The following is an 18,875-nucleotide window of genomic DNA, read 5'->3' as shown; positions in this document are numbered from 1 at the left end:
GTCTAGTTAAACAGCGGTTTAAGTAACTATTTAACCTAGCCTGCAACCTGATAATAGGTTGGTGCATCAGGGCCAACCGGTAAACCGAATAAAAATACCCAGATGTAAAACAAAATGGTCCAGCCCAGTAAAAAGAATAAGGAATAAGGCAGCATTGTTGCAACCAAAGTACCAATACCCAAATTCTTTTGATAGCGACTGGCTACTGCAAGAATAAGCCCAAAATAGCTCATCATTGGCGTAATCAAGTTAGTTACAGAGTCACCAATACGGTAGGCCGCTTGTATGACTTCTGGCGCATAACCAATTAACATTAGCATTGGCACAAAAATAGGCGCTGTTATTGCCCATTGTGCTGAAGAGCTGCCAAGCGACAAATTAACCATGGCACACATTAAAATAAACAGGGCAAACACCTCCGGGCCATCAAGACCCAAGGCTGTAAGCAACGCGGCACCTTTAACCGCCAGTACCGTGCCAAGATTAGTCCAGTTAAAAAAAGCGACAAACTGCGCAGCAAAAAACACCAACACTATGTACATGCCCAGGGTACTCATGCCTTTGGACATGGCATTGATAACGTCCTTATCGTTTTTCATGCTGCCAACTGTTTTGCCGTAGACAAAACCGGGAATAGCAAAGGTGACGCGACTATGCCTTTTAAAAACGGCGAACCGGCCAGCTCGCCAGTTGTCGGGTGCAATAGTGCGCCACCAAATTGTGGCACTATCGTCAGCACCAGCACCGCTACAACTAGCAACAATGCGATACCGGCATTACGTAAACCAGCCTTTTCTGCTGCAGTCAGTGCTTGCAAATCCTGCTGCTGTAAATCTTCCGCAGCACCAGCCGGGTCAAACTTACCCAATCTAGGCTCAACAATCTTCTCTGTAATTACTGCACCAAGTATTGCAATCATAAAAGTGCTGACAAACATAAAGAAGTAATTAGCTTCGGGACCAACGGTGTATGCCGGATCTATCATATGAGCCGCTTCGGTAGTAATACCCGACAGCAGTGGATCTATAGTGCCAAGCGCCAAATTCGCGCTGTAGCCCCCAGAGACTCCAGCAAAAGCAGCAGCGAGCCCGGCCAACGGGTGACGCCCCAATGAATGGAAAATCATCGCTGCCATAGGTACCAGCACCACATAACCCAACTCAGAAGCGGTATTTGATACTACCCCGGCAAAAACTACCGTCAACGTTACCAATTTTGCCGGTGCTTTTAATACCAGCCCCCGCATAGCAGCCGATAACAACCCTGAATGCTCGGCTACAGCCACACCGAGTAACGCAACCAATACCGTGCCCAATGGGGCAAAACCAGTAAAGTTAGTTACCAAGCCGGTGACAATACGCTGTAAACCTTCGGCACTTAACAGGGAAATGACTTCAATCATGCCATCCGGCGCCCGACCTGCGGCCCCCAGAGGCCGGGGATCTGCAACGCTAACGTCCAAAGCGCCTAAAATGCCGCTTAGCAGAATGATAAACACTGAAAAACAGGCAAACAGGGTAATCGGGTGCGGTAGCAAATTACCCAACCACTCTACCGTAGCTAAAAAACGGTTAAACCAACTACCCTTTGTATTGTTTACTGCTAACGTATTGTCAGGCGCTGACATACTGAATCCTCTGTGTAGACCTTGCTCTGTGCGACAGCACTCAGGATAATTAGTACTTTTACTCAATATTTACTAATTATCTTACTAACACCCTGAAAGATTATTCTTTTTATAGAAAAAATGGCTGTCACGTACGAATTATTTTTATTGTTAAGGCGAAAATGTACCACAAGCACGCGGAGTAGAAAACTATAAGGCGGATTTTTCACTAGTTGGCTATAGCAGCTGAAACAAAGGCGACAATATATCGAAATGCCACGCATAGCACTAAAGTAGCGTTGCTGCTTTAACAACAGCCACCTAGCATAACGGTACTTACCATTATGGAGTTCAGACGATGCAGGTGTTAATTACAGGCGGTAGCGGTGGTATTGGTTTTGCGATTGCACGCCATTTTGCCGGCGCAGGGCATAAAGTAATACTGGCCGATTTAAACCAGCAGGCTCTGGCTGAAAAGGTCGCCGCGCTGCAGGCCGAAGGTGGCAATGCAGCAGCCGTGCTGTTAGACGTAACCGATCTGGCATCAATCACGCAGTGCGCAGCGCAGTATGCTATCGATATTTTAGTCAACAATGCCGGTATTCAGCATGTGGCGCGGCTGGAGGACTTTCCACCGGAAAAATGGCAGCAGTTGCTTAATGTGATGCTAACCGGCCCGGCCATGTTAAGCCGGGCTGTGCTGCCTGGCATGCGCGAGCGCAATTTTGGCCGCATTATTAATATCGGCTCTATTCACGCTCTGGTGGCATCGCCATTTAAATCAGCCTATGTTGCGGCCAAACACGGCCTGCTCGGCTTTAGCAAAGTGGTAGCACTGGAAAACGCCGATTTCAATTTCAGCATTAATACCATTTGCCCGGCTTATGTTAAAACGCCGCTGGTTGAACAGCAGATCGCTGCGCAGGCGAAAGAGCACAACCTGACCGAGCTACAGGTCATAGAGCAAATTATGCTGGCACCTATGCCGCAAAAAGCCTTTATTGGCGTAGATGAAATTGCCGCAACGGCCGGCTTTTTGTGCAGTGATGCGGCGCGCCATATCACCGCCCAGACGCTGGTACTGGATGGTGGCTGGACGGCCCGCTAGCCGGGCCGGGAAATCTCAGGCACAATCGGCAGATATTGCAATACATGACAGCAGCTCAGCTTATGCTTCTAAACGGCAGCAGCATTGGTCTTGGCACCATAGCGGCGCTTTCTCTGGTGTATTTATTGATCCTGTACAGCGTCGGCCGCTTTGGCCGGCGGGTAAACAGCAAGCATCCGCTGGCGCCCTGGGTTTTCAGCTTTGCGCTGTCTATTTACTGCACCTCCTGGGCATTTTACGGCGTGTCAGCCCAGGCAGTGGTGAATGGCTGGTGGATGCCGCCCACCTATATTGGCTCTTTTTTATTATTTGGCTTCGGTTTTAAACTAATCGCCCGCATTGCAATTGCCTGCCGCCGTTACCGCATTACCTCTGTCGCCGACTTTATCGCTACCCGTTTTGGCCACTCGCGCACGCTGGCCGTGCTGACCACGCTGATCCTGTTAATGTCGACTATTCCGTACATTGCGCTGCAATTGCACGCCGTCTCCACCAGTATTAATACCTTGGTTGGGTCCGCACCCGGCAGCCAGTGGTTTAGCGATACCGGCTTTTATGTCAGCTTATGGATGGCGGTTTTTGCGCTGCTATTTGTCAGCAAAGGTGCCAAAGCGCATCAACCCAACCCCGGCCTGATGACCGCCATTGCTTTTGAATCACTGGTCAAACTGCTGGCATTACTGGCCATTGCCGCCTTTGTGTTTTGGGGCATGTACGATGGTATCGGTCAGATATTCCAATTAGCACAGCAACATCCGGCGGTAGCTCAGGTGCAGCAACAGGGCTTACCTACCCACGCTTACTGGCTGCATGTGTTGCTGGGTTTTGCCGCCACCCTGTGTCTGCCGCGCCAGTTTCATGTCAGCTTTGTTGAAAATCAGCATCTGGGCCACTTACGCAGCGCGCGTTGGATCTTCCCGCTGTACTTATTGTTAATGGGTATCTGCACTTTACCGCTGGCATTGGCCGGCGTGATGCTGCTTGGCGGCAACGCTAATATCGATCTGGTGGTGTTGCAACTGCCATTGGCAGCGCAGCGCACCGACATTGCCCTGCTGGCTTACCTCGGCGGTTTTTCTGCTGCTACCAGTATGGTAGTGGTAGCCACTGTGGTGCTGGGCATAATGATCACCAATGAACTGCTGGCGCCACTGATTTACCGTGCACCGGCCAGCCAGCTGCATAGCGTCAACAGGGTAAAAGTAGCAACCTTGCGCCGCATTACCATGCTAATAGTGATGGCACTGGGATATCTGTATTACCGCTGGATTGGCACCGACACCGGCTTAGCCCAACTCGGCCTGATGGCCTTTGCGCTGGTAGCCCAGCTTGCGCCGGCGCTGATCCTTGGCTTGCTAAGCCGTGACATTAACCGCCAGGGCGCAATTGCCGGTTTAACCGGCGGTGCACTGATCTGGGCCTATGTTATTTTACTGCCCGAGCTAAACCGCGCCGGGCTTATCAGCTTGCCGCTGCCGTCTATACAAGGCTGGCTGCAAACCGAGCTGGACGCCATTACGCTGGGGGTACTATTAAGCCTTAGCATTAACTGCGCGCTGGTGTTGTTAATCAGCCGCTTTAGCAACACCCGGGTGGCGGAATGGCTGGAAAGCGGCCGTTTTTTACGCACTCAGTTATCGCAACACAGTACCAGGCCACTTAATCTCAGCGTGCAGGATTGCTATTTATTAGTAAAACGCTTTGCCGGTGAAAAAGAAGCCCGCCGCTTGTTGCAGCGCAACCTGAAAGAGCCACATGAGGTACAGCAGCTGGCACCAGCCAACTTGCTACAGGCCGCCGAGCGCAGCTTAGCGGCCGTAGTCGGCGGGGCTTCTATGCGGCTGATTATGGATGCCAGCAGCCGCCACGCCGCACTGCCGCTGGAATCGGTGGCCCGCTTTGTTGACGAAGCCAGTCAGGTATTTCAGTTTAATCAGGCACTACTACGCGCCACTATCGACAACATCAGCCAGGGCATTAGCGTGGTGGATGCCGACTTACGGTTGATTGCCTGGAACCAGCGTTATATCGATATGTTCAGCTACCCGCCGGCACTGGTAGAAGTGGGCCGGCCGGTCGCCGATGTGATCCGCTTTAATCTTAAACGCGGTTTAATTGACAGCGAAAACATCGAAGCCGAAATAAACAAACGCCTGAGCTATCTGCGCCAGGGTAGTGCTTATAAGTTTCAGCGCCGCCAGCAAGATGGCCGGGTACTGGAAATGCAGGGCAACCCGCTACCGGGCGGTGGCTTTGTTACTACCTATACCGATGTCAGCGCCTTTATCGACACCCAACAACAGCTGGAGCAACGCGTAGCCGAACGCACCGCTGCGTTACAGCAATTAAACCAGCAACTGCAACTGGCCCAACAAAAAATAGAAGCCAGTACCCAGGCAAAAACCCGCTTTTTTGCCGCCGCCAGCCATGACTTAATGCAGCCCTTTAATGCCTCAGCGCTGTTTGCCAGCTTGTTGCGCGACAAGCAAAGCACGCCAGAGCTGAAACAGTTAAGCCAGAATCTGATTAACTCGTTAAACTCAGCCGAAGAGCTGCTCGGTGCCATACTGGAGCTGACCAAACTGGATTCGGGCGTTATCAAAGCAGTGCCACAGGCAGTAGCGGTCAGCAGCCTGTTAGACGATTTAGCGCGGGATGCCGGCGTACTGGCGCAGGAAAAAGGCGTGCAATTTCATTATCTGCCAAGCAATGCGGTAATTGATACCGACCGTAAATTGCTAAAACGGGTAATCCAAAACCTGTTGGCCAATGCTATCCGTTACACCGGCTCAGGCCGCATAGTGCTGGGGGTGAAACGCCGCGGCAGTAGCTTGCAAATTTGCGTGCTGGACAGCGGATGCGGCATAGCGATCGAGGATCAACAGCGTATTTTTGAAGAGTTCCAGCAAGGGCCACAGCAAGACCAGCGGGGCCTGGGGCTGGGGCTGGCAATTGCCAGTCGTATCAGTACTATTTTGGGGCATCCGTTGCAGCTGCATTCTGTACCGGGTAAAGGCAGCTGCTTTAGTGTCAGCGTACCGAAATCATCGGCAACCTGCCGCTTACAGCCGGGCTTAAACAATGATATCAGCGCCAGCTTCAGCGGTAAAAAAGTACTGCTGCTAGACAACGAACCGCAATTGCGCACCGCTGTTGCCGAGTTACTGCGCAGCTGGCAAATATTGGTGGTGGCCGTCGGCCAACCGGCTGAAGCGCTGCAAGCCTTACAACAGGGCTTTGTACCTGACGCCTTGTTATTTGACTATCATCTGGATAATGGCGCTACCGGTATTGACGTGGCGCGGCAGTTGGCAGAGCATTTTGCGGTCTCGGCACCGGTAGTGATCCACTCAGCCGATCACAACGAGCAAACCCGCGAAGCGGCGCTCAGCGCGGGTTATTATTTTTTGCTAAAGCCATTAAAAGCAGTGGCGCTGAAAAAGCTGTTTCAGCGCCTGCTACGTTAATCTGGCTTGCCGGTTAACACCGCCTGCTAAAGCGCCGGCTTAGCGGCAGTAGCACTGCCAGTGCAAATAACCACAATGTTGACGGTGCCGGAATATCAGTCGCGCACTGCCCCTGTCCAACGCCGACACAGGCACCCCGGGCCGATAAATCCAGACTCAGCCCGTCACGCCCTGTGACATTAAGCTCAAAGTCCGGGTCGGTACCGAAATTAAGCAGGCTAACACCGTCCGTCAACGCCAGAAAACTGACCGTAAACAACCGCACCGGCTCGGTTTGTCGTAACGCCAGCTCAGCATCACTGAGGAAAGACACCATAAAAGTGCTAACGTCACCAACGCTAACAGTGGCGTCATAAAGCGCATCTGCTATCGGATCATCGGCAAAGTTCGCCAAATCAAAAAACACATCTGTGGCTTGTAGGATGCTGCCATCAAATAACAATAACAAATCCCAACCCGATACCACTTCGCCAGCCAGACCAGACACATAGATATCCACCGACAGGGTGTCGGCCACCGCCACTTGTTGCTGTACCGGTGAGATATAAATCAGGGCGGCTCTGGCCGGCACTGCAACGAGCAGCAGTGCTAGCATTGCCGGAAGCAGAAACTTAGTCATAATAGTATCCTTCTATTTATGTTACACATCGGTTTAGGGCGCTACGGCGCAGCGCGGTAGGCTACACTTCAACGCACATAAACGGGCGTCGTTTACCGTGATCTTTCCGTCGTCGTTTTGATCACGCACATCATCTGGCAGCGGCACCTGACCAATACCTGCACGTACCAGTGCTACGTCAGCAGAATCAGTAGCGCCATTGCCATCAACATCGCAACCGGCGTCTACCGCTGCAATCGTCAGATCAAACAGTATCGGGCTATCTCCCTGCTCATTACCATTAAGACGGCTTTGCACCTGAATAAAGCGGCCACTGCTTGCCAAAGCTGTGCCTTTAGTGGTTGGCTGATAACTGACTAACGCCAGGCCGGCCTGGCTTTCGGCCGTGCGAAACGCCACCTGCACCCCGGTATCAGCTGGTGCTAGATCGTTCCAGTTTATATTGTCCCAGGCGGTGCCGCTGCTGCCACTGTCATATACCACTGTCCAGGTGCCAGTAGGATTAGTTACGTTACGCGCCACCAGACCGGTGGCATCGCTGTAGGTATAGGGCATATTGCCGACAGGAAACACACCAAGCGGTGCGCCGTCGCTGCCACGGTACTTCTGGATACGGCCGGCACTGGTAAAACCGATTTGCAGCACATCATTGTTGGCATCTACCTGAATACCGACAGAGCTGCTGCCACCTGCCTGCAACGGCGCCTGCCACAACAAAGTGCCGTCAGGTGCAACTTTACGCACTGTTGAGGTGCCCGCAATAATATTGCCACCACCATCTACTACTATGCCTGCAGTACCAACCGTCATATTCGGAATAGCGATATTGGTATCGGTGGCCGGATCAAACTGGCGATTACCGCTGCCCAGGTAAACCTTGCCATTACCCAGTGCGATACCATAATTGGACATGCCACCAAACGACGAAATAGTATAGGGCCCGGTGTTACTCTGCGTATTGGTAATTTTACCCAGCACACTGGATAACGATGCACTCCATAAGGTGCCACTGGCATCGATCAGGCAGCCGTATGGCGTCCAGGAACCTGCAGTCGGCTGACCGTCAGTGGGCGTTGTAGATACCGGGCCAAAAATGGTAGAACCATCTGCCGAACTGATTTTGTAGTAAGTACGATCGTTAAACAGCCCAACCCATAAGTTGCCATCGGTGCCAATACACATGGCCCGGCCCAACCTGCCAGTTGGCCGCAGGGGCGCAGCTACACCGTCAGGCACCCGTTTCGCCCAGGCAATCCGCTCATCCTGAATTTCATCGTCATCAATAATACCGTTGCCATTAGTGTCAGCCATAGGCTGCATTTCACTGGCATCAATAATCCCATCATCATTGGCATCTACCGAGGTGTCCATCACGCCGTTGCCATTACGGTCAACAAAGCCCTCCGCCAGTATTTTTAATACGACACCGGCACTAGTGGTACCCTGGTTAAAGTGGCGGTTAAGTACGTAGGCGTTACCATTAATATCAACCGCAGTACGCGATGGGGCTGGCCCGCTATAAGCATTACCCAGATGGTTGAAATGGCCTGGCTGGCCCGCCGGGCCAAACCAGGTACGGTAACGGGCTACTTCTTTGTTTAAATTGGTGTCAAACTTAGACACCGTATCTTCACCGGCATTGGCTATCCAGGCTACCGGGAAAGTAGTGCCTACCGCATTCAGTTGTAGCTGATCGCCGTTGGGTGCATCATAGTTAACGCCATCGAGTGCACCCTGGGCAAAATCAGCGTCCAGCGTGTAGGTTTTATTGGCTGCCAGCGCGGCGCTGCTGTAGCTGCAAAGTGCTGCCAGCAGCAACGGATAGACTACTCCCTTGCCAGCCGGCCTGATCAGTTTAGTGTTCATATTACAGGCCTCCTGTTAATCCAGACGCTACAGTTTGCGACGTGCGCACTGCAGCAGGCTGGGGTACCTGATCCATATCATGTGATTGATTTTCGGTAAGCCGTACTGCGCGTTTGGCTACTAAATCGTAAATATAAAGTTGTGCAGTACCACTGCGTAAGCTGGTGAAAACGACGTTTTTACCATCTGCTGACCAATGTGGGTTGTAATCTTCATGCGGATGCCGGCTCAGATTAGTTACCGCTGAGCCATCAGCATTCATTACAAAGATATCCATCCGGGTTAATCCGGGGTCATCACGGCTGCTGGCAAACACTATCTGACGGCCATCTGCAGACCAGCGCGGGGTTTCATAGGCAGCGGGTGTATCGGCGGTTAGATTCTCCGACTTCCCGCTGTGTAAATCGGTTCGAAACAACGCCAGATGGCCACGCATATCAGCAACATAAACCACATAGCGGCCATCTGGTGAAATTGCCGGATGAGCCTTATGCCGCTTAGACACCTGATGACTGATATTTTTCAGGCCAGTACCGTTTCGCTGCACTAACCAAACATCAGTTTTACCGTCGTCATTGGCACCGACAAAAACCAGTTGCTCGGCATCGGCAGACCACAGCGGTGCATCGGGGCCCTTTTCCAGGCCGTTGGCCGCTATTACCTGCACTGAGGCCTCACCCAGTCGCTGAATATGCAGCTCGACCCCGGCTTTGCTGTTGTCGCGGGCCAGATAGGCGATAGCGCTGCCATCAGGAGCCCAGGACGGTGCAGTTTGCCACAGAGCACTTTGGTTTAACCGGCGTAAGTTTTGGCCATCAGCATCTATCAGATAAATAGCCGACTGACCATCCCGTACCGAGCTAAACGCTAATTGGCGGCCGTCCGCAGACCAGGCTGGCTGGGTATTAACAGAGTTGCCATGGGTTAACGCCCGTTCGCTATTACCCTGGCTGATATAAATATGGGCATTGCCGTCCCTGATAGAGACAAATGCCAGCCCCTGCTGCACTGCAGCGGCAAGAGCAGAACTGCCCCACAACGCCAGCACAACAGCAGCACCGCGCAGATAATGAATGTATGCCATGACTAATCTCCCGCCGGATGTACCAGCACGAAAGATGTGACAACCAGCTGATTATCACTGTCATGTACCCGTACTTCATATTTTCCCGGGCTGGCTGTAACTAATTGATAGGATAAGCTGCCATCGTTGGCAGCAGTTACCAGCTCCTCACTGCTATTACTGTCTCGTATCGTTACCACAGTAAAAGTAGCGCCAGCTTCGAAGTGCTGACCGTTCAATGTCACCAGATCACCGGCTACAGCTTGTGATGGTCCGGAAAGCACCGCTTTGGCTGCGGCTAAAGCATTAGCAGTCACCAGTAACATTAAGCATAGTGTCGCTGCGCAGATGCGCTGTTTTGTGCAGGGGTTTTCCATTGCTAGCTTCTCCTCTTGTACCAAGCAGAAACCCGCATCACACCTTGATATGCAGGGAATACAACGATACTAGGCAATGCATAGTTCGAGCCAGCATTAGAAGATGCTGTTTTATTTAAAATTAATTTAGCAATGGCGGCTATATACGTAATCAAATGTAAAGCCAACTGACAAAATCAGTGTAAATAGCAGCGTAATAAAGAGGGTGCAACCCTATTGCGGCAGGCGCAGTTTTTCAAACAGTATGCCGGCCAGGGTACGGTTGTTAACATTCAGCTTGCGTAAAATCGCTGACACATGCTGTTTGATGGTGGTTTCCTGCACATTCATTTCAAAAGCTATCTGCTTATTCAGCAAGCCATCAGCAATCATTTTTAACACCCGAAACTGCTGCGGGGTAAGTTGTTCCAGCCGGCTGGCAAAATCATCATCTATCAGGGCTTTGGCGCTATGTACATCCTGTACCAGACCGGCAGGCAGCCAGCTGTCGCCGTTTAACACCGCCGCTATAGCCTCTGATAATAATTCCAGCGGTGCCGATTTCGGGATATAGGCTGCAGCGCCCAGGGTTAGCGCTTGTTTAATAATAACCGGGTCTTCTTCCGCCGATACCATAATAACCGGCACGTCCGGGTATTCTGTACGCAGCGCGGTTAAGCCGGTAAAGCCGTCAGAGCCGGGCATACGCAAATCAAGGAAGATAAAGCTGGTGTCGGGGTGCGCACGTAGCAAGGGCCACAGCTGCTGCATATTCTGCGCTTGCAACAGTTTTGCATCGTTGCCGAGAATATTGGCACAGGCTTGTGATAAAGCCACCCGAAACAGCGGGTGGTCGTCAGCAATTAAAACTATCATAGATCCGGTTCTGAGCCTTTTGGCTCATAATGTACCGGGGCTTTCGCCCCGGCAAGTGTTTTGTTAATCAGAAACGGTAACCGACACTCAGACTAACAGTGCGTGGCGCACCGTAGTAGCCAATCAGCGTATTGTCGCCACCCAGGCCTGGTATATATTGGCCAGGATTTGCTGGATCCGGCGCGATAAAAGCATAGTTTCCAACCAGATATTCTTCATCAGTCAGGTTTTTACCATGCAACGCTATACTCCAGTGACCATCATTACTGAACCAGGTTACACCCAGATTTAATAAACCGTAACTATCCTGGGTTAGCAGGTTATCCAGCTCGACCAACGAATAGCTGCTGCGGTAATTGTAGTTACCGTTAATAATCACATCACCAAAGTCGGTCAGCATATTGTAGCTAAAGCCCACATTAGCCGTGGTTTCCGGGGTATTGGTTACCGAAAAGCGCTCTGAAATATCGACAGCACCAGTACCAGGTACAAAGGTAATGGCTTCTTCAAAACTGGCGTCAATTAAGCCCAGATTGGCGTATATCTCTAACTCGCGGCTGGCTTTCCAGGTTAATTCCAGCTCCAGGCCGGTAGCTTCTGAGCGGCCAACATTACCCAAACGCTGGTTTAATGCCGACGCGTCGTTTTCGTCTGGTATAACGGCAATGTACTGGCGGTCTTTGTGATCCAGCATAAACAAGGTGGCATTTATCCGCAGCCGATCGTTCCAGTCGCTTTTCATACCGATCTCAAACGAATTTACGTCTTCCGGATCGGCGGCTGGTTCAGCAACGGTTGCCCGAGGGTTAAAGGTGCCGGATTTAAAACCCTGACTGTAGCTGGCAAACAGCATTAAATCGTCAGAGTGCTGATATTCCACTCCCAGTTTTGGTGTAACCTTGCTCCAGCTTGCGCTGTCATCCAGTACCACTGGCGTGGTTAAGCCATCAGGGCGCACATAACCGGGGATCCAACCTGACTCAGGATATACAGTGGCAAAAATCAGGCCGTTGCGTACCACGGCATCTTTTTCATCTTTGGTATAGCGCAAGCCAGCGGTCACAGACCACTTGTCGTCAATATCGTAGCTGCCCTGAGCATATAACGCGGTACTGTCACCATTGCTGCAGCCACTGACCTCACGGGTTAGCCCCGGCGTGCCAAAAGCGTTTTTACCGAGTTCTTCTAAAATAGCGTCAAACACACCGCAAGAATCAGCCGTGTAGTAGTAGGCACCAGACACCATTTTAAAGCCATCTGTCTGATAGTTTAACTGGAATTCCTGAGTAAACTGTTCATCATCATAAATTGCCGGTACATCAAAGATACGAATAGACGTATTGTCAAAATCGATATTAGTCGGCGAGTAACTTTCGCGCTGCGAGGTGATGGACTTAAAGGTCCAGTTATCATTAATATTCCAGTTTACCGTCAGGCTTAAGCCATCCGTTTCCACTTTGTTCCAGGTCGGTAAGCTGGTGTACGAGTCATAGACGCTGTCGGGTACCGGCGCATCAGTCAGCAAACTGGGTAATAAGCGATAACCACCTTTAGAGTTAGAACTATCTTCAGTTTTATCGTAGTTCAGGCGGAAAAACAGTGCATCGGACGGCCGGTATTCCAGCGTCATCCGGTAGGCTTGCAAGTCTTTGTTATAGTTCTCGCCATCCTGTCCCGGCAATGCCGACGTCAGAAAGTTACCATAGCCATCGCGTTGTAAATTGGCATAGCCAAAACCAAAGTAAAGCTGGTTATCAATCAGCGGGATCTGGCCAGTCAGTTTTACATCGCCCTGTTTATAAGAGCCTGCGGTCAGATTAACAGCAAATTCAGTATCGCCGCTCATTTCTTTGGTCACGTACTTAACTGCACCACCGATGGTATTTTTGCCATACAGCGTACCTTGCGGACCACGCAGCACTTCAATGCGCTCTACGTTCAAAATGTCCAGTACCGCACCCTGAGGTCGCGCAACATAGACATCATCAATATAAATACCGACGCCCGGTTCATAGCCCCAGAGAGGATCTTCCTGACCTACACCACGGATAAAGGCGGTCAGGGTTGAGTTAGTGCCACGGCTTTGTTGCAAGGTGGTGTTGGGTGAGAATTGTTGTATTTCAACCACAGTAGATATACCACGCTCAGCAATATCTGCTGCGCCAATCGAAGTAACCGCCACTGGTACCTGCTGCAGGTTTTCAACCGTGCGCCGGGCGGTGACTTCAATCCGTTCCAGTTTAACGTCGTCTTGCTCTTTTGCGGTTTCCTGCGCCAGAGCTGATGCAGCAAAGCAGCTGCTGATAGCCAGTGCCACCAGGCTGGGCTTTAACAGGGTACGACTAAACTTGTGCTGAGCATCACTATTATTGTTATAGGCCATTATGGCTCTCCTGCTGTTGATTTGACTTCATCTGGTCATTATTGCTGTAGTCTTACTGTAGGCTTAAACGCAGAAATTTTAACCTGTACCTTAGTACTATGGTGATGACAGCTGTCCTGTATCAGACTAAACCAAAATGCGAATAAGGATAACAAGATGTTGAGTCTTCTGGGATTACTGGCCGGGTTAGGTCTGCTAATCATACTGACTATGCGTGGCTTTAACCTGTTTATCACTGCGCCGCTGTGTGCTTTGCTGGTAGCGGTAACCAATGGCATTCCGTTCTGGCAAGTCAGCGACAAGCTGGATTTTGTGCATGGCTATATGGCAGGCTTTTCCGGCTTTGTCGCCGCCTGGTTTTTAATGTTTTTGTTAGGCTCATTGTTCGGTAAGCTGATGGAACATACCGGCGCGGCCGATGCGGTGGCGCTGGCCATCGTTAACAAGCTGGGGCAAGGTAAAGCGGTATTGGCAGTGGTGCTGGCCTGTGCGGTACTGACTTATGGCGGCGTCAGTGTGTTTGTGGTGGCGTTTTCGGCCTACCCGATGGCAGTCAGCTTATTTAAAGGTGCCAATTTACCACGGCGTTTTATTCCGGCGGCGCTGGCACTTGGCTCGGTGACCTTTACCATGACGTCGGCCGGCTCGCCGGAAATTCAAAACTGGATCCCAATCCCCTATTTAGGCACCACGCCTTATGCCGGCTGGCAGGTTAGTATAGTGGTAGCTATTTTTATGGCGATTGCCGGCTATGCCGCGCTGATGTGGATGCTAAAACGCGCTATTGCCAAGGGTGAACACTTTAGCCAGCGCAGCAGCGATCCGGTACTTAGCGAGCGCGCCTTGCCACATCCGTTAATGGGCATTATTCCGCTTGGTGTTGTGCTGTTACTGTCTTTCTTACTGCATGACAGACTGCAGCAGGCAGCACTGATTGTCGCATTGTCCGGCGGTGTGGTAAGTCTCTATTTACTTAACTTCCGCTTTTTGCACAACCCAGCCGCAGCCACCAATGAAGGTGTGCTGGGTGCGCTACTGGCCATCGGTAATACCGCCGCTGTAGTCGGTTTTGGCTCAGTGGCAAAACTGACTCCGGCCTTTAGCAGCGTAGTGGATTATATGACGCACCTGCCCGGGCCTGAGCTTTTGGGTGCCGCAGTGGCAGTAAGCGCCATTGCCGGCTTAACCGGCTCAGCCTCGGGTGGCCAGGCCATTGCACTACCTGAACTGGCACCGCATTATTTGGATCGTGGCGTTGATGCCGAGCAACTACACCGTGTGGTTGCTATCTCGTCCGGCGCGTTAGATTCGTTGCCGCATAACGGCTATGTAGTCACCACTATCCGTGCTATTTGTGGTGAGAGTCATCAAAATGCTTACTGGCCGGTGGCCGTGGTCAGTGTGTTGGTGCCGCTACTTGGCACGGCACTGGCTATCTTGTTATTTCAATGGTTTTAGGAGCGGTTATGCGCTGGCTTTCAGCTTTACTCATCTGCGTTACTGTTACCCTATCAGCTGAGCCGTTACTGGTAGAAAAACAGCGCTTTACGCTGGATAAATTTACCACCGAAAATGGCCAGCTTATTGCCCCGGTTAATATCGGCTGGGAAGCCTACGGCAAACTGAACAGCGATAAATCCAATGCGATTTTAATTACGCATTTTTTTTCCGGCAGCAGCCATGCTGCCGGTAAATACCAGCCGGATGATGCAACGCCCGGCTACTGGGACGCCATTATCGGCCCGGGCAAAGCGATAGATACCAATAAGTTCTATGTCATTAGCAGCGACACCCTGGTCAATGCCAATGTATTTGATAAAAACGTCATCACCACGGGCCCGGCAACGAACAATCCGGCCAGCGGCAAACCTTATGGTTTAAGCTTTCCGGTTGTGACCATCGGCGATTTTGTCGAGGTGCAAAAAGCCCTGCTCGACAGTTTAGGCATAACTAAGCTACATGCTGTAATAGGCCCGTCGATGGGCTCATTTCAGGCCATTGAATGGGCGGTGCGCTACCCGGACAAGGTAGAGCGCTTGATCCCGGTGATTGGCAGCGCCTATATCGATAATTACAGCGCGATAAAGCTGCAGCGCTGGGCCTACCCAATTTTACAGGACCCGGCCTGGCATAACGGTGACTACTACGCTAAAGGCCAACCCTGGCAAGGCTTAACTACAGCTTTGGCCTATATAACTCAGGACGCACTGCACCCGGATGGATTTAATCCGCGTTATCCGCCCATCAGCAGTGATACCGCCATACATCAACGTATTGAAGCGCTGCCGCTGGCCTGGCAGCAGTTACTGGCACAAGCGCGGCTGCGGGCCGAAAAGCAAGACGCTAACCATATATTGTATTTAGTGCGTGCCTCACAACTGTGGCGAGCCGGCATGGGCGATAACTGGCAGCAGGCGCTAAACCGGATAACCGCCAAAACGCTGTTTTTACCGGCCAGCGGCGATTTACTACTGCCACCGGCGCTGAGTAAACACAGCGCTGGCGCCATGTCTGCCGCCGGTCGCCAGGTGCAATATGCCGAAATTCCCGGCAGCTTTGGCCACCTTGACGGTGTGCTGGGCATAAGCGCTGTGGCGCAACAGATTGAAGCCTTACTTAACTAAGCTCGCGCAGTTTTTCCTGACGGGTGCTGCAGGTATTGAGCGCCCTTTTTTACCTGCAATTAATTTATTCGCCAACTGGTCAATTTTCCGCTAAAACTATCCAACCGGGCATTGCAAAATGGCCGCAGTCAGGCAAGATAGCATCAATTACAACAACCTGATTTTTAAAAGGAAGTAATCATGGCCTATGATTATGGCAGTGAGTCGTTAGGGATCCGCAACCCGTTTAAAATTGAAGGCCTGCTACGGGCAGTGCGCGGTTTGCTGGTTAGCCTGTTGGGTATTTACCCGTTATTACAGGTCGTCACTTTGGTACAGCAGGATAAAACCCTGGCCTGGATTTACGCCGCAGTTGGCTTTGCCTTACTGGCCGGCGGGCTGCGCGCCTTGGGTGGCGGTATTTTTCAGATGCTGCGTTTTTTTGTTGGCCGCAGTGTGCCTACCTCACTGGCGGAAAACTTCAGTAAATCCGAGCGCGAAACGGCCAAATTTGAACAGCCGCATTATAAAAGTACCGACTTGGAAGAAATGCTGATGGGGCGTAAAAACAAAACCTTTGTCGAACCCGTCGGCTTTATTTCGCGCCTGGTGCATACCTTAGTACCCAAACTGATTTTTCTGCCTTATCCGTTACGTAATCTGGCGCAACGCTTTGCCGGTGCCCTTATAGCTACTGTCGTGGCTTTAGTGGCCTATGCATTAACGGCCTTTGTTTGCCTGACCGGCCTGGCCGGCAATACCGGTGATATCCTGTTGCCGTTTTTCTCCTTCTTGCTGATGGTGTATCTGGTCCTAAGCTGGCGCAATGCCAGTACCGTTTACCGCCAGGCTGAGCGGCGCATTGAAACCCAGGGTAACCTGCAATTGGCCAAAATAATGGCCTTTGCCATACTGGCACCGGTAGTGCTTGGGCTGATAATCAGTTATTTACTGCAACAGCGCGATATCGCACTCTTTGTCGTTGATATGCAAGACAGCGAGCTGCAAACCTTTGCCGTTATGCCGCAATTGCTGCTGGTATTACTGTTTAGCGCGCTCAGTGGCGCACTGATTTTTTTGCTGTTAAAACAGCGTACTGCGCTGGTACAGGCGCAAACTAAGGTATCGGAATATCGTGCCAACTGGCAGGAAAACATTCACCCACGCGAGTTGTTTGTTAATATCGACAACATAGTAATGGCCAACCGGCGTTATAAGGAAATACCCAACCGGCTGTATCGCGAGCTTAACCCCAACCTGAATGAACAATCTGAAAGTAAGGGTAATTTCAGCGGCGAAGTAATGATTGAAACCCAGCCAGCCTATGCGCCACTGCAACACACCGCTTTGTTTAAGCAGTTGCGGCTGTGGGCCACCCTTGCAGCCCAGCTGTTGCTGTTAATCGGGCCTTTTATTTTGTTTTACCTGCTGGGCGAAGCACAATTAATACTGCAAATAGTACGCGATTTCAGTGCCATACAGCGGCCTGGCGATGCTGCAGTATCACAGTTTGTTGTGGCACTGTTCAATGAAAGCCAGTTTATTATCAGCTTGGTGTTCAGCTGGTTAATTTGTCACAGCTTTGGCCGCCTGCTGCAAAACTACAGCCATACCTTCTGGGCCGAGCTTAATTTTGACTCTCTGCTGGTCTATTTAAAATGCGAAGGCACCTATACCCAAAGCAAACTGACCACCGGCAAAGGCATTTACGACTCAACCTCGTCAGAAAACTATGTGATGCGTTCATCACTGACGCCCTGGATCATCAGTTCCCGCATTATGAGCAGCACCTTCGCTGATAGCGGAGCGAAAAACGTTGAGCACCCACGGCATATTCTGGAAATGCACGACAACCCGCAGGAGATGCAAGCCATACTGGATGACATTCAAAGCTTCCTGTCGGAGCGTGAAACCATTGCCAATATTAAAAATGCGCAGGATATATCCAATACTGAGCAAATTTACCAGATTAATCAGCAGTCACGCGCCATGCCGTTAACACCGGATCAGGCCACCCTGGCCAGCCCGCAGCAAGATGCGGATGCCAGCACAAGCTTGCAACCACCGGCCAAAGAGTAACATTAGTGGGATCAGCCCTGGCTGATCCCACTTTTCATTAGCATTTTTATAACTTCATGCCACACTTAGCAGTAGCGAAATTAAGGACTACTGCATGAAAACCTTAGCGTTAATCTGGCTGTTGTTTTTCGTATTTGTTAACCGGCCTGCACCGGCACACGGCGAAACACTGTTGCTGGCCAGCAGCAATTATTATCCGCATTATGCCGCCGATATACCACAGCAAGGCGCGGTAAGTGAAGTTGTACGGCAAGCCTTTTTATTGCAGGGCATTGATATACAGATAGAATTTATGCCCTTTGCCCGCGCTCTACGACAAAGTCAGCAGGCCGACTACATTGGCCTGGTGGCCGCCTGGTACGACGATGCCCGCGCCCGGCATTTTTACTATTCGCAGCCGTTATATGCCAATCAGATCGTATTTTTTAAACGCAAGCAGCAAAGCATTGGCTATCAACATTATGCCGATCTGGCGGCTCAGGGCTTACGGCTGGGCTTGGTACAGGGGTATTTACAACCTCAGGGGTTATTGCAAAGCCAGCCTAATCTGGTGCAGGTGGCAACCGACGAGCAGGCATTTATGATGCTGGCTAAAGGCCGGGTAGATTTAGTGCCGGCCGATAAACTTAACGGGTTATATTTGCTGGAAAACAAGTTGCCGCAGTACGCCGGGCAATTAGACTGGCTGACACCGGCACTGGAACTGCGGCCGATGTATTTACTGTTATCAAAACAGGATCCGCGCGCCGAAACCCTGATGCAGCAGTTTAATACCGGCCTGACCGAGCTGCGTCAATCGGGCCAGTATCAGCGCATTCTCGATACCCTGTTGCCCGAAGGCTACTAAAT

The 18,875-nt window shown here is 51.2% G+C and carries 12 protein-coding genes and 1 pseudogene; 6 read left to right on the top strand and 7 right to left on the bottom strand.

The window, feature by feature from the left end:
* Positions 1–35: 35 nt before the first annotated feature.
* Positions 36–1,627: pseudogene (locus tag MN202_RS10240) on the bottom strand (AbgT family transporter).
* Between the two features lie 337 nt (positions 1,628–1,964).
* On the opposite strand from MN202_RS10240, the gene MN202_RS10235 reads away from it, so the two are divergent.
* Both MN202_RS10235 and MN202_RS10230 read left to right on the top strand, forming a co-directional pair.
* Complete coding sequence (locus tag MN202_RS10235; RefSeq protein ID WP_335736021.1) at positions 1,965–2,714, top strand: 3-hydroxybutyrate dehydrogenase; 750 nt, start codon at positions 1,965–1,967, stop codon at positions 2,712–2,714.
* 62 nt (positions 2,715–2,776) lie between these two features.
* Positions 2,777–6,181, top strand: a complete 3,405-nt coding sequence (locus tag MN202_RS10230) for a hybrid sensor histidine kinase/response regulator (protein ID WP_335736020.1) — start codon at positions 2,777–2,779, stop codon at positions 6,179–6,181.
* 13 nt (positions 6,182–6,194) lie between these two features.
* On the opposite strand, the gene MN202_RS10225 is transcribed toward MN202_RS10230, so the two are convergent.
* From MN202_RS10225 to MN202_RS10200, 6 genes are all read right to left on the bottom strand, one after another.
* A complete protein-coding gene (locus tag MN202_RS10225; protein ID WP_335736019.1) occupies positions 6,195–6,800 on the bottom strand; it encodes a hypothetical protein in 606 nt (201 codons plus the stop codon).
* Between the two features lie 33 nt (positions 6,801–6,833).
* A complete protein-coding gene (locus MN202_RS10220) occupies positions 6,834–8,666 on the bottom strand; it encodes a hypothetical protein (RefSeq protein ID WP_335736018.1) in 1,833 nt (610 codons plus the stop codon).
* A gap of 1 nt (position 8,667) precedes the next feature.
* Entirely contained in the window at positions 8,668–9,750 is a 1,083-nt protein-coding gene (locus MN202_RS10215) for a TolB family protein (RefSeq protein ID WP_335736017.1), read from the bottom strand.
* A 2-nt stretch (positions 9,751–9,752) separates the two neighbouring features.
* Positions 9,753–10,106, bottom strand: a complete 354-nt coding sequence (locus MN202_RS10210) for an IPT/TIG domain-containing protein (RefSeq protein WP_335736016.1) — start codon at positions 10,104–10,106, stop codon at positions 9,753–9,755.
* 213 nt (positions 10,107–10,319) lie between these two features.
* The gene (locus MN202_RS10205; RefSeq protein WP_335736015.1) at positions 10,320–10,961 is read right to left on the bottom strand and encodes a response regulator transcription factor; all 642 of its coding nucleotides are present in this window, start codon (positions 10,959–10,961) and stop codon (positions 10,320–10,322) included.
* A 67-nt stretch (positions 10,962–11,028) separates the two neighbouring features.
* The gene (locus tag MN202_RS10200; RefSeq protein WP_335736014.1) at positions 11,029–13,344 is read right to left on the bottom strand and encodes a TonB-dependent receptor; all 2,316 of its coding nucleotides are present in this window, start codon (positions 13,342–13,344) and stop codon (positions 11,029–11,031) included.
* 156 nt (positions 13,345–13,500) lie between these two features.
* Between MN202_RS10200 and MN202_RS10195 the strand changes: the two genes are divergently transcribed.
* The 4 genes from MN202_RS10195 (at position 13,501) to MN202_RS10180 (ending at position 18,873) form a co-directional block, all read left to right on the top strand.
* Positions 13,501–14,802 carry a GntP family permease gene (locus tag MN202_RS10195; RefSeq protein ID WP_335736013.1) on the top strand — a complete coding sequence of 434 codons (1,302 nt, stop codon included), beginning with the start codon at positions 13,501–13,503 and terminating at the stop codon, positions 14,800–14,802.
* Positions 14,803–14,810: 8 nt separating this feature from the next.
* Positions 14,811–15,968 carry an E22 family MetX-like putative esterase gene (locus tag MN202_RS10190; RefSeq protein ID WP_335736012.1) on the top strand — a complete coding sequence of 386 codons (1,158 nt, stop codon included), beginning with the start codon at positions 14,811–14,813 and terminating at the stop codon, positions 15,966–15,968.
* A gap of 180 nt (positions 15,969–16,148) precedes the next feature.
* Positions 16,149–18,026, top strand: coding sequence for a hypothetical protein (locus MN202_RS10185; protein WP_335736011.1), 1,878 nt, complete (start codon positions 16,149–16,151; stop codon positions 18,024–18,026).
* A gap of 94 nt (positions 18,027–18,120) precedes the next feature.
* Positions 18,121–18,873 carry a substrate-binding periplasmic protein gene (locus MN202_RS10180; protein ID WP_335736010.1) on the top strand — a complete coding sequence of 251 codons (753 nt, stop codon included), beginning with the start codon at positions 18,121–18,123 and terminating at the stop codon, positions 18,871–18,873.
* The last annotated feature ends 2 nt before the right edge of the window (positions 18,874–18,875 follow it).

The sequence above is a fragment of the Rheinheimera muenzenbergensis genome (assembly GCF_036984005.1).
GTDB lineage: Bacteria > Pseudomonadota > Gammaproteobacteria > Enterobacterales > Alteromonadaceae > Alishewanella > Alishewanella muenzenbergensis.
This window is presented reverse-complemented; position numbering and strand designations above follow the sequence as displayed.

Coding starts and splice junctions, on each gene's coding strand:
- MN202_RS10215 (WP_335736017.1), bottom strand. CDS start 9,750: ATGGCATACATTCATTATCTGCGCGGTGCTGCTGTTGTGCTGGCGTTG.
- MN202_RS10190 (WP_335736012.1), top strand. CDS start 14,811: ATGCGCTGGCTTTCAGCTTTACTCATCTGCGTTACTGTTACCCTATCA.
- MN202_RS10235 (WP_335736021.1), top strand. CDS start 1,965: ATGCAGGTGTTAATTACAGGCGGTAGCGGTGGTATTGGTTTTGCGATT.
- MN202_RS10220 (WP_335736018.1), bottom strand. CDS start 8,666: ATGAACACTAAACTGATCAGGCCGGCTGGCAAGGGAGTAGTCTATCCG.
- MN202_RS10180 (WP_335736010.1), top strand. CDS start 18,121: ATGAAAACCTTAGCGTTAATCTGGCTGTTGTTTTTCGTATTTGTTAAC.
- MN202_RS10200 (WP_335736014.1), bottom strand. CDS start 13,344: ATGGCCTATAACAATAATAGTGATGCTCAGCACAAGTTTAGTCGTACC.
- MN202_RS10185 (WP_335736011.1), top strand. CDS start 16,149: ATGGCCTATGATTATGGCAGTGAGTCGTTAGGGATCCGCAACCCGTTT.
- MN202_RS10205 (WP_335736015.1), bottom strand. CDS start 10,961: ATGATAGTTTTAATTGCTGACGACCACCCGCTGTTTCGGGTGGCTTTA.
- MN202_RS10230 (WP_335736020.1), top strand. CDS start 2,777: ATGCTTCTAAACGGCAGCAGCATTGGTCTTGGCACCATAGCGGCGCTT.
- MN202_RS10225 (WP_335736019.1), bottom strand. CDS start 6,800: ATGACTAAGTTTCTGCTTCCGGCAATGCTAGCACTGCTGCTCGTTGCA.
- MN202_RS10195 (WP_335736013.1), top strand. CDS start 13,501: ATGTTGAGTCTTCTGGGATTACTGGCCGGGTTAGGTCTGCTAATCATA.
- MN202_RS10210 (WP_335736016.1), bottom strand. CDS start 10,106: ATGGAAAACCCCTGCACAAAACAGCGCATCTGCGCAGCGACACTATGC.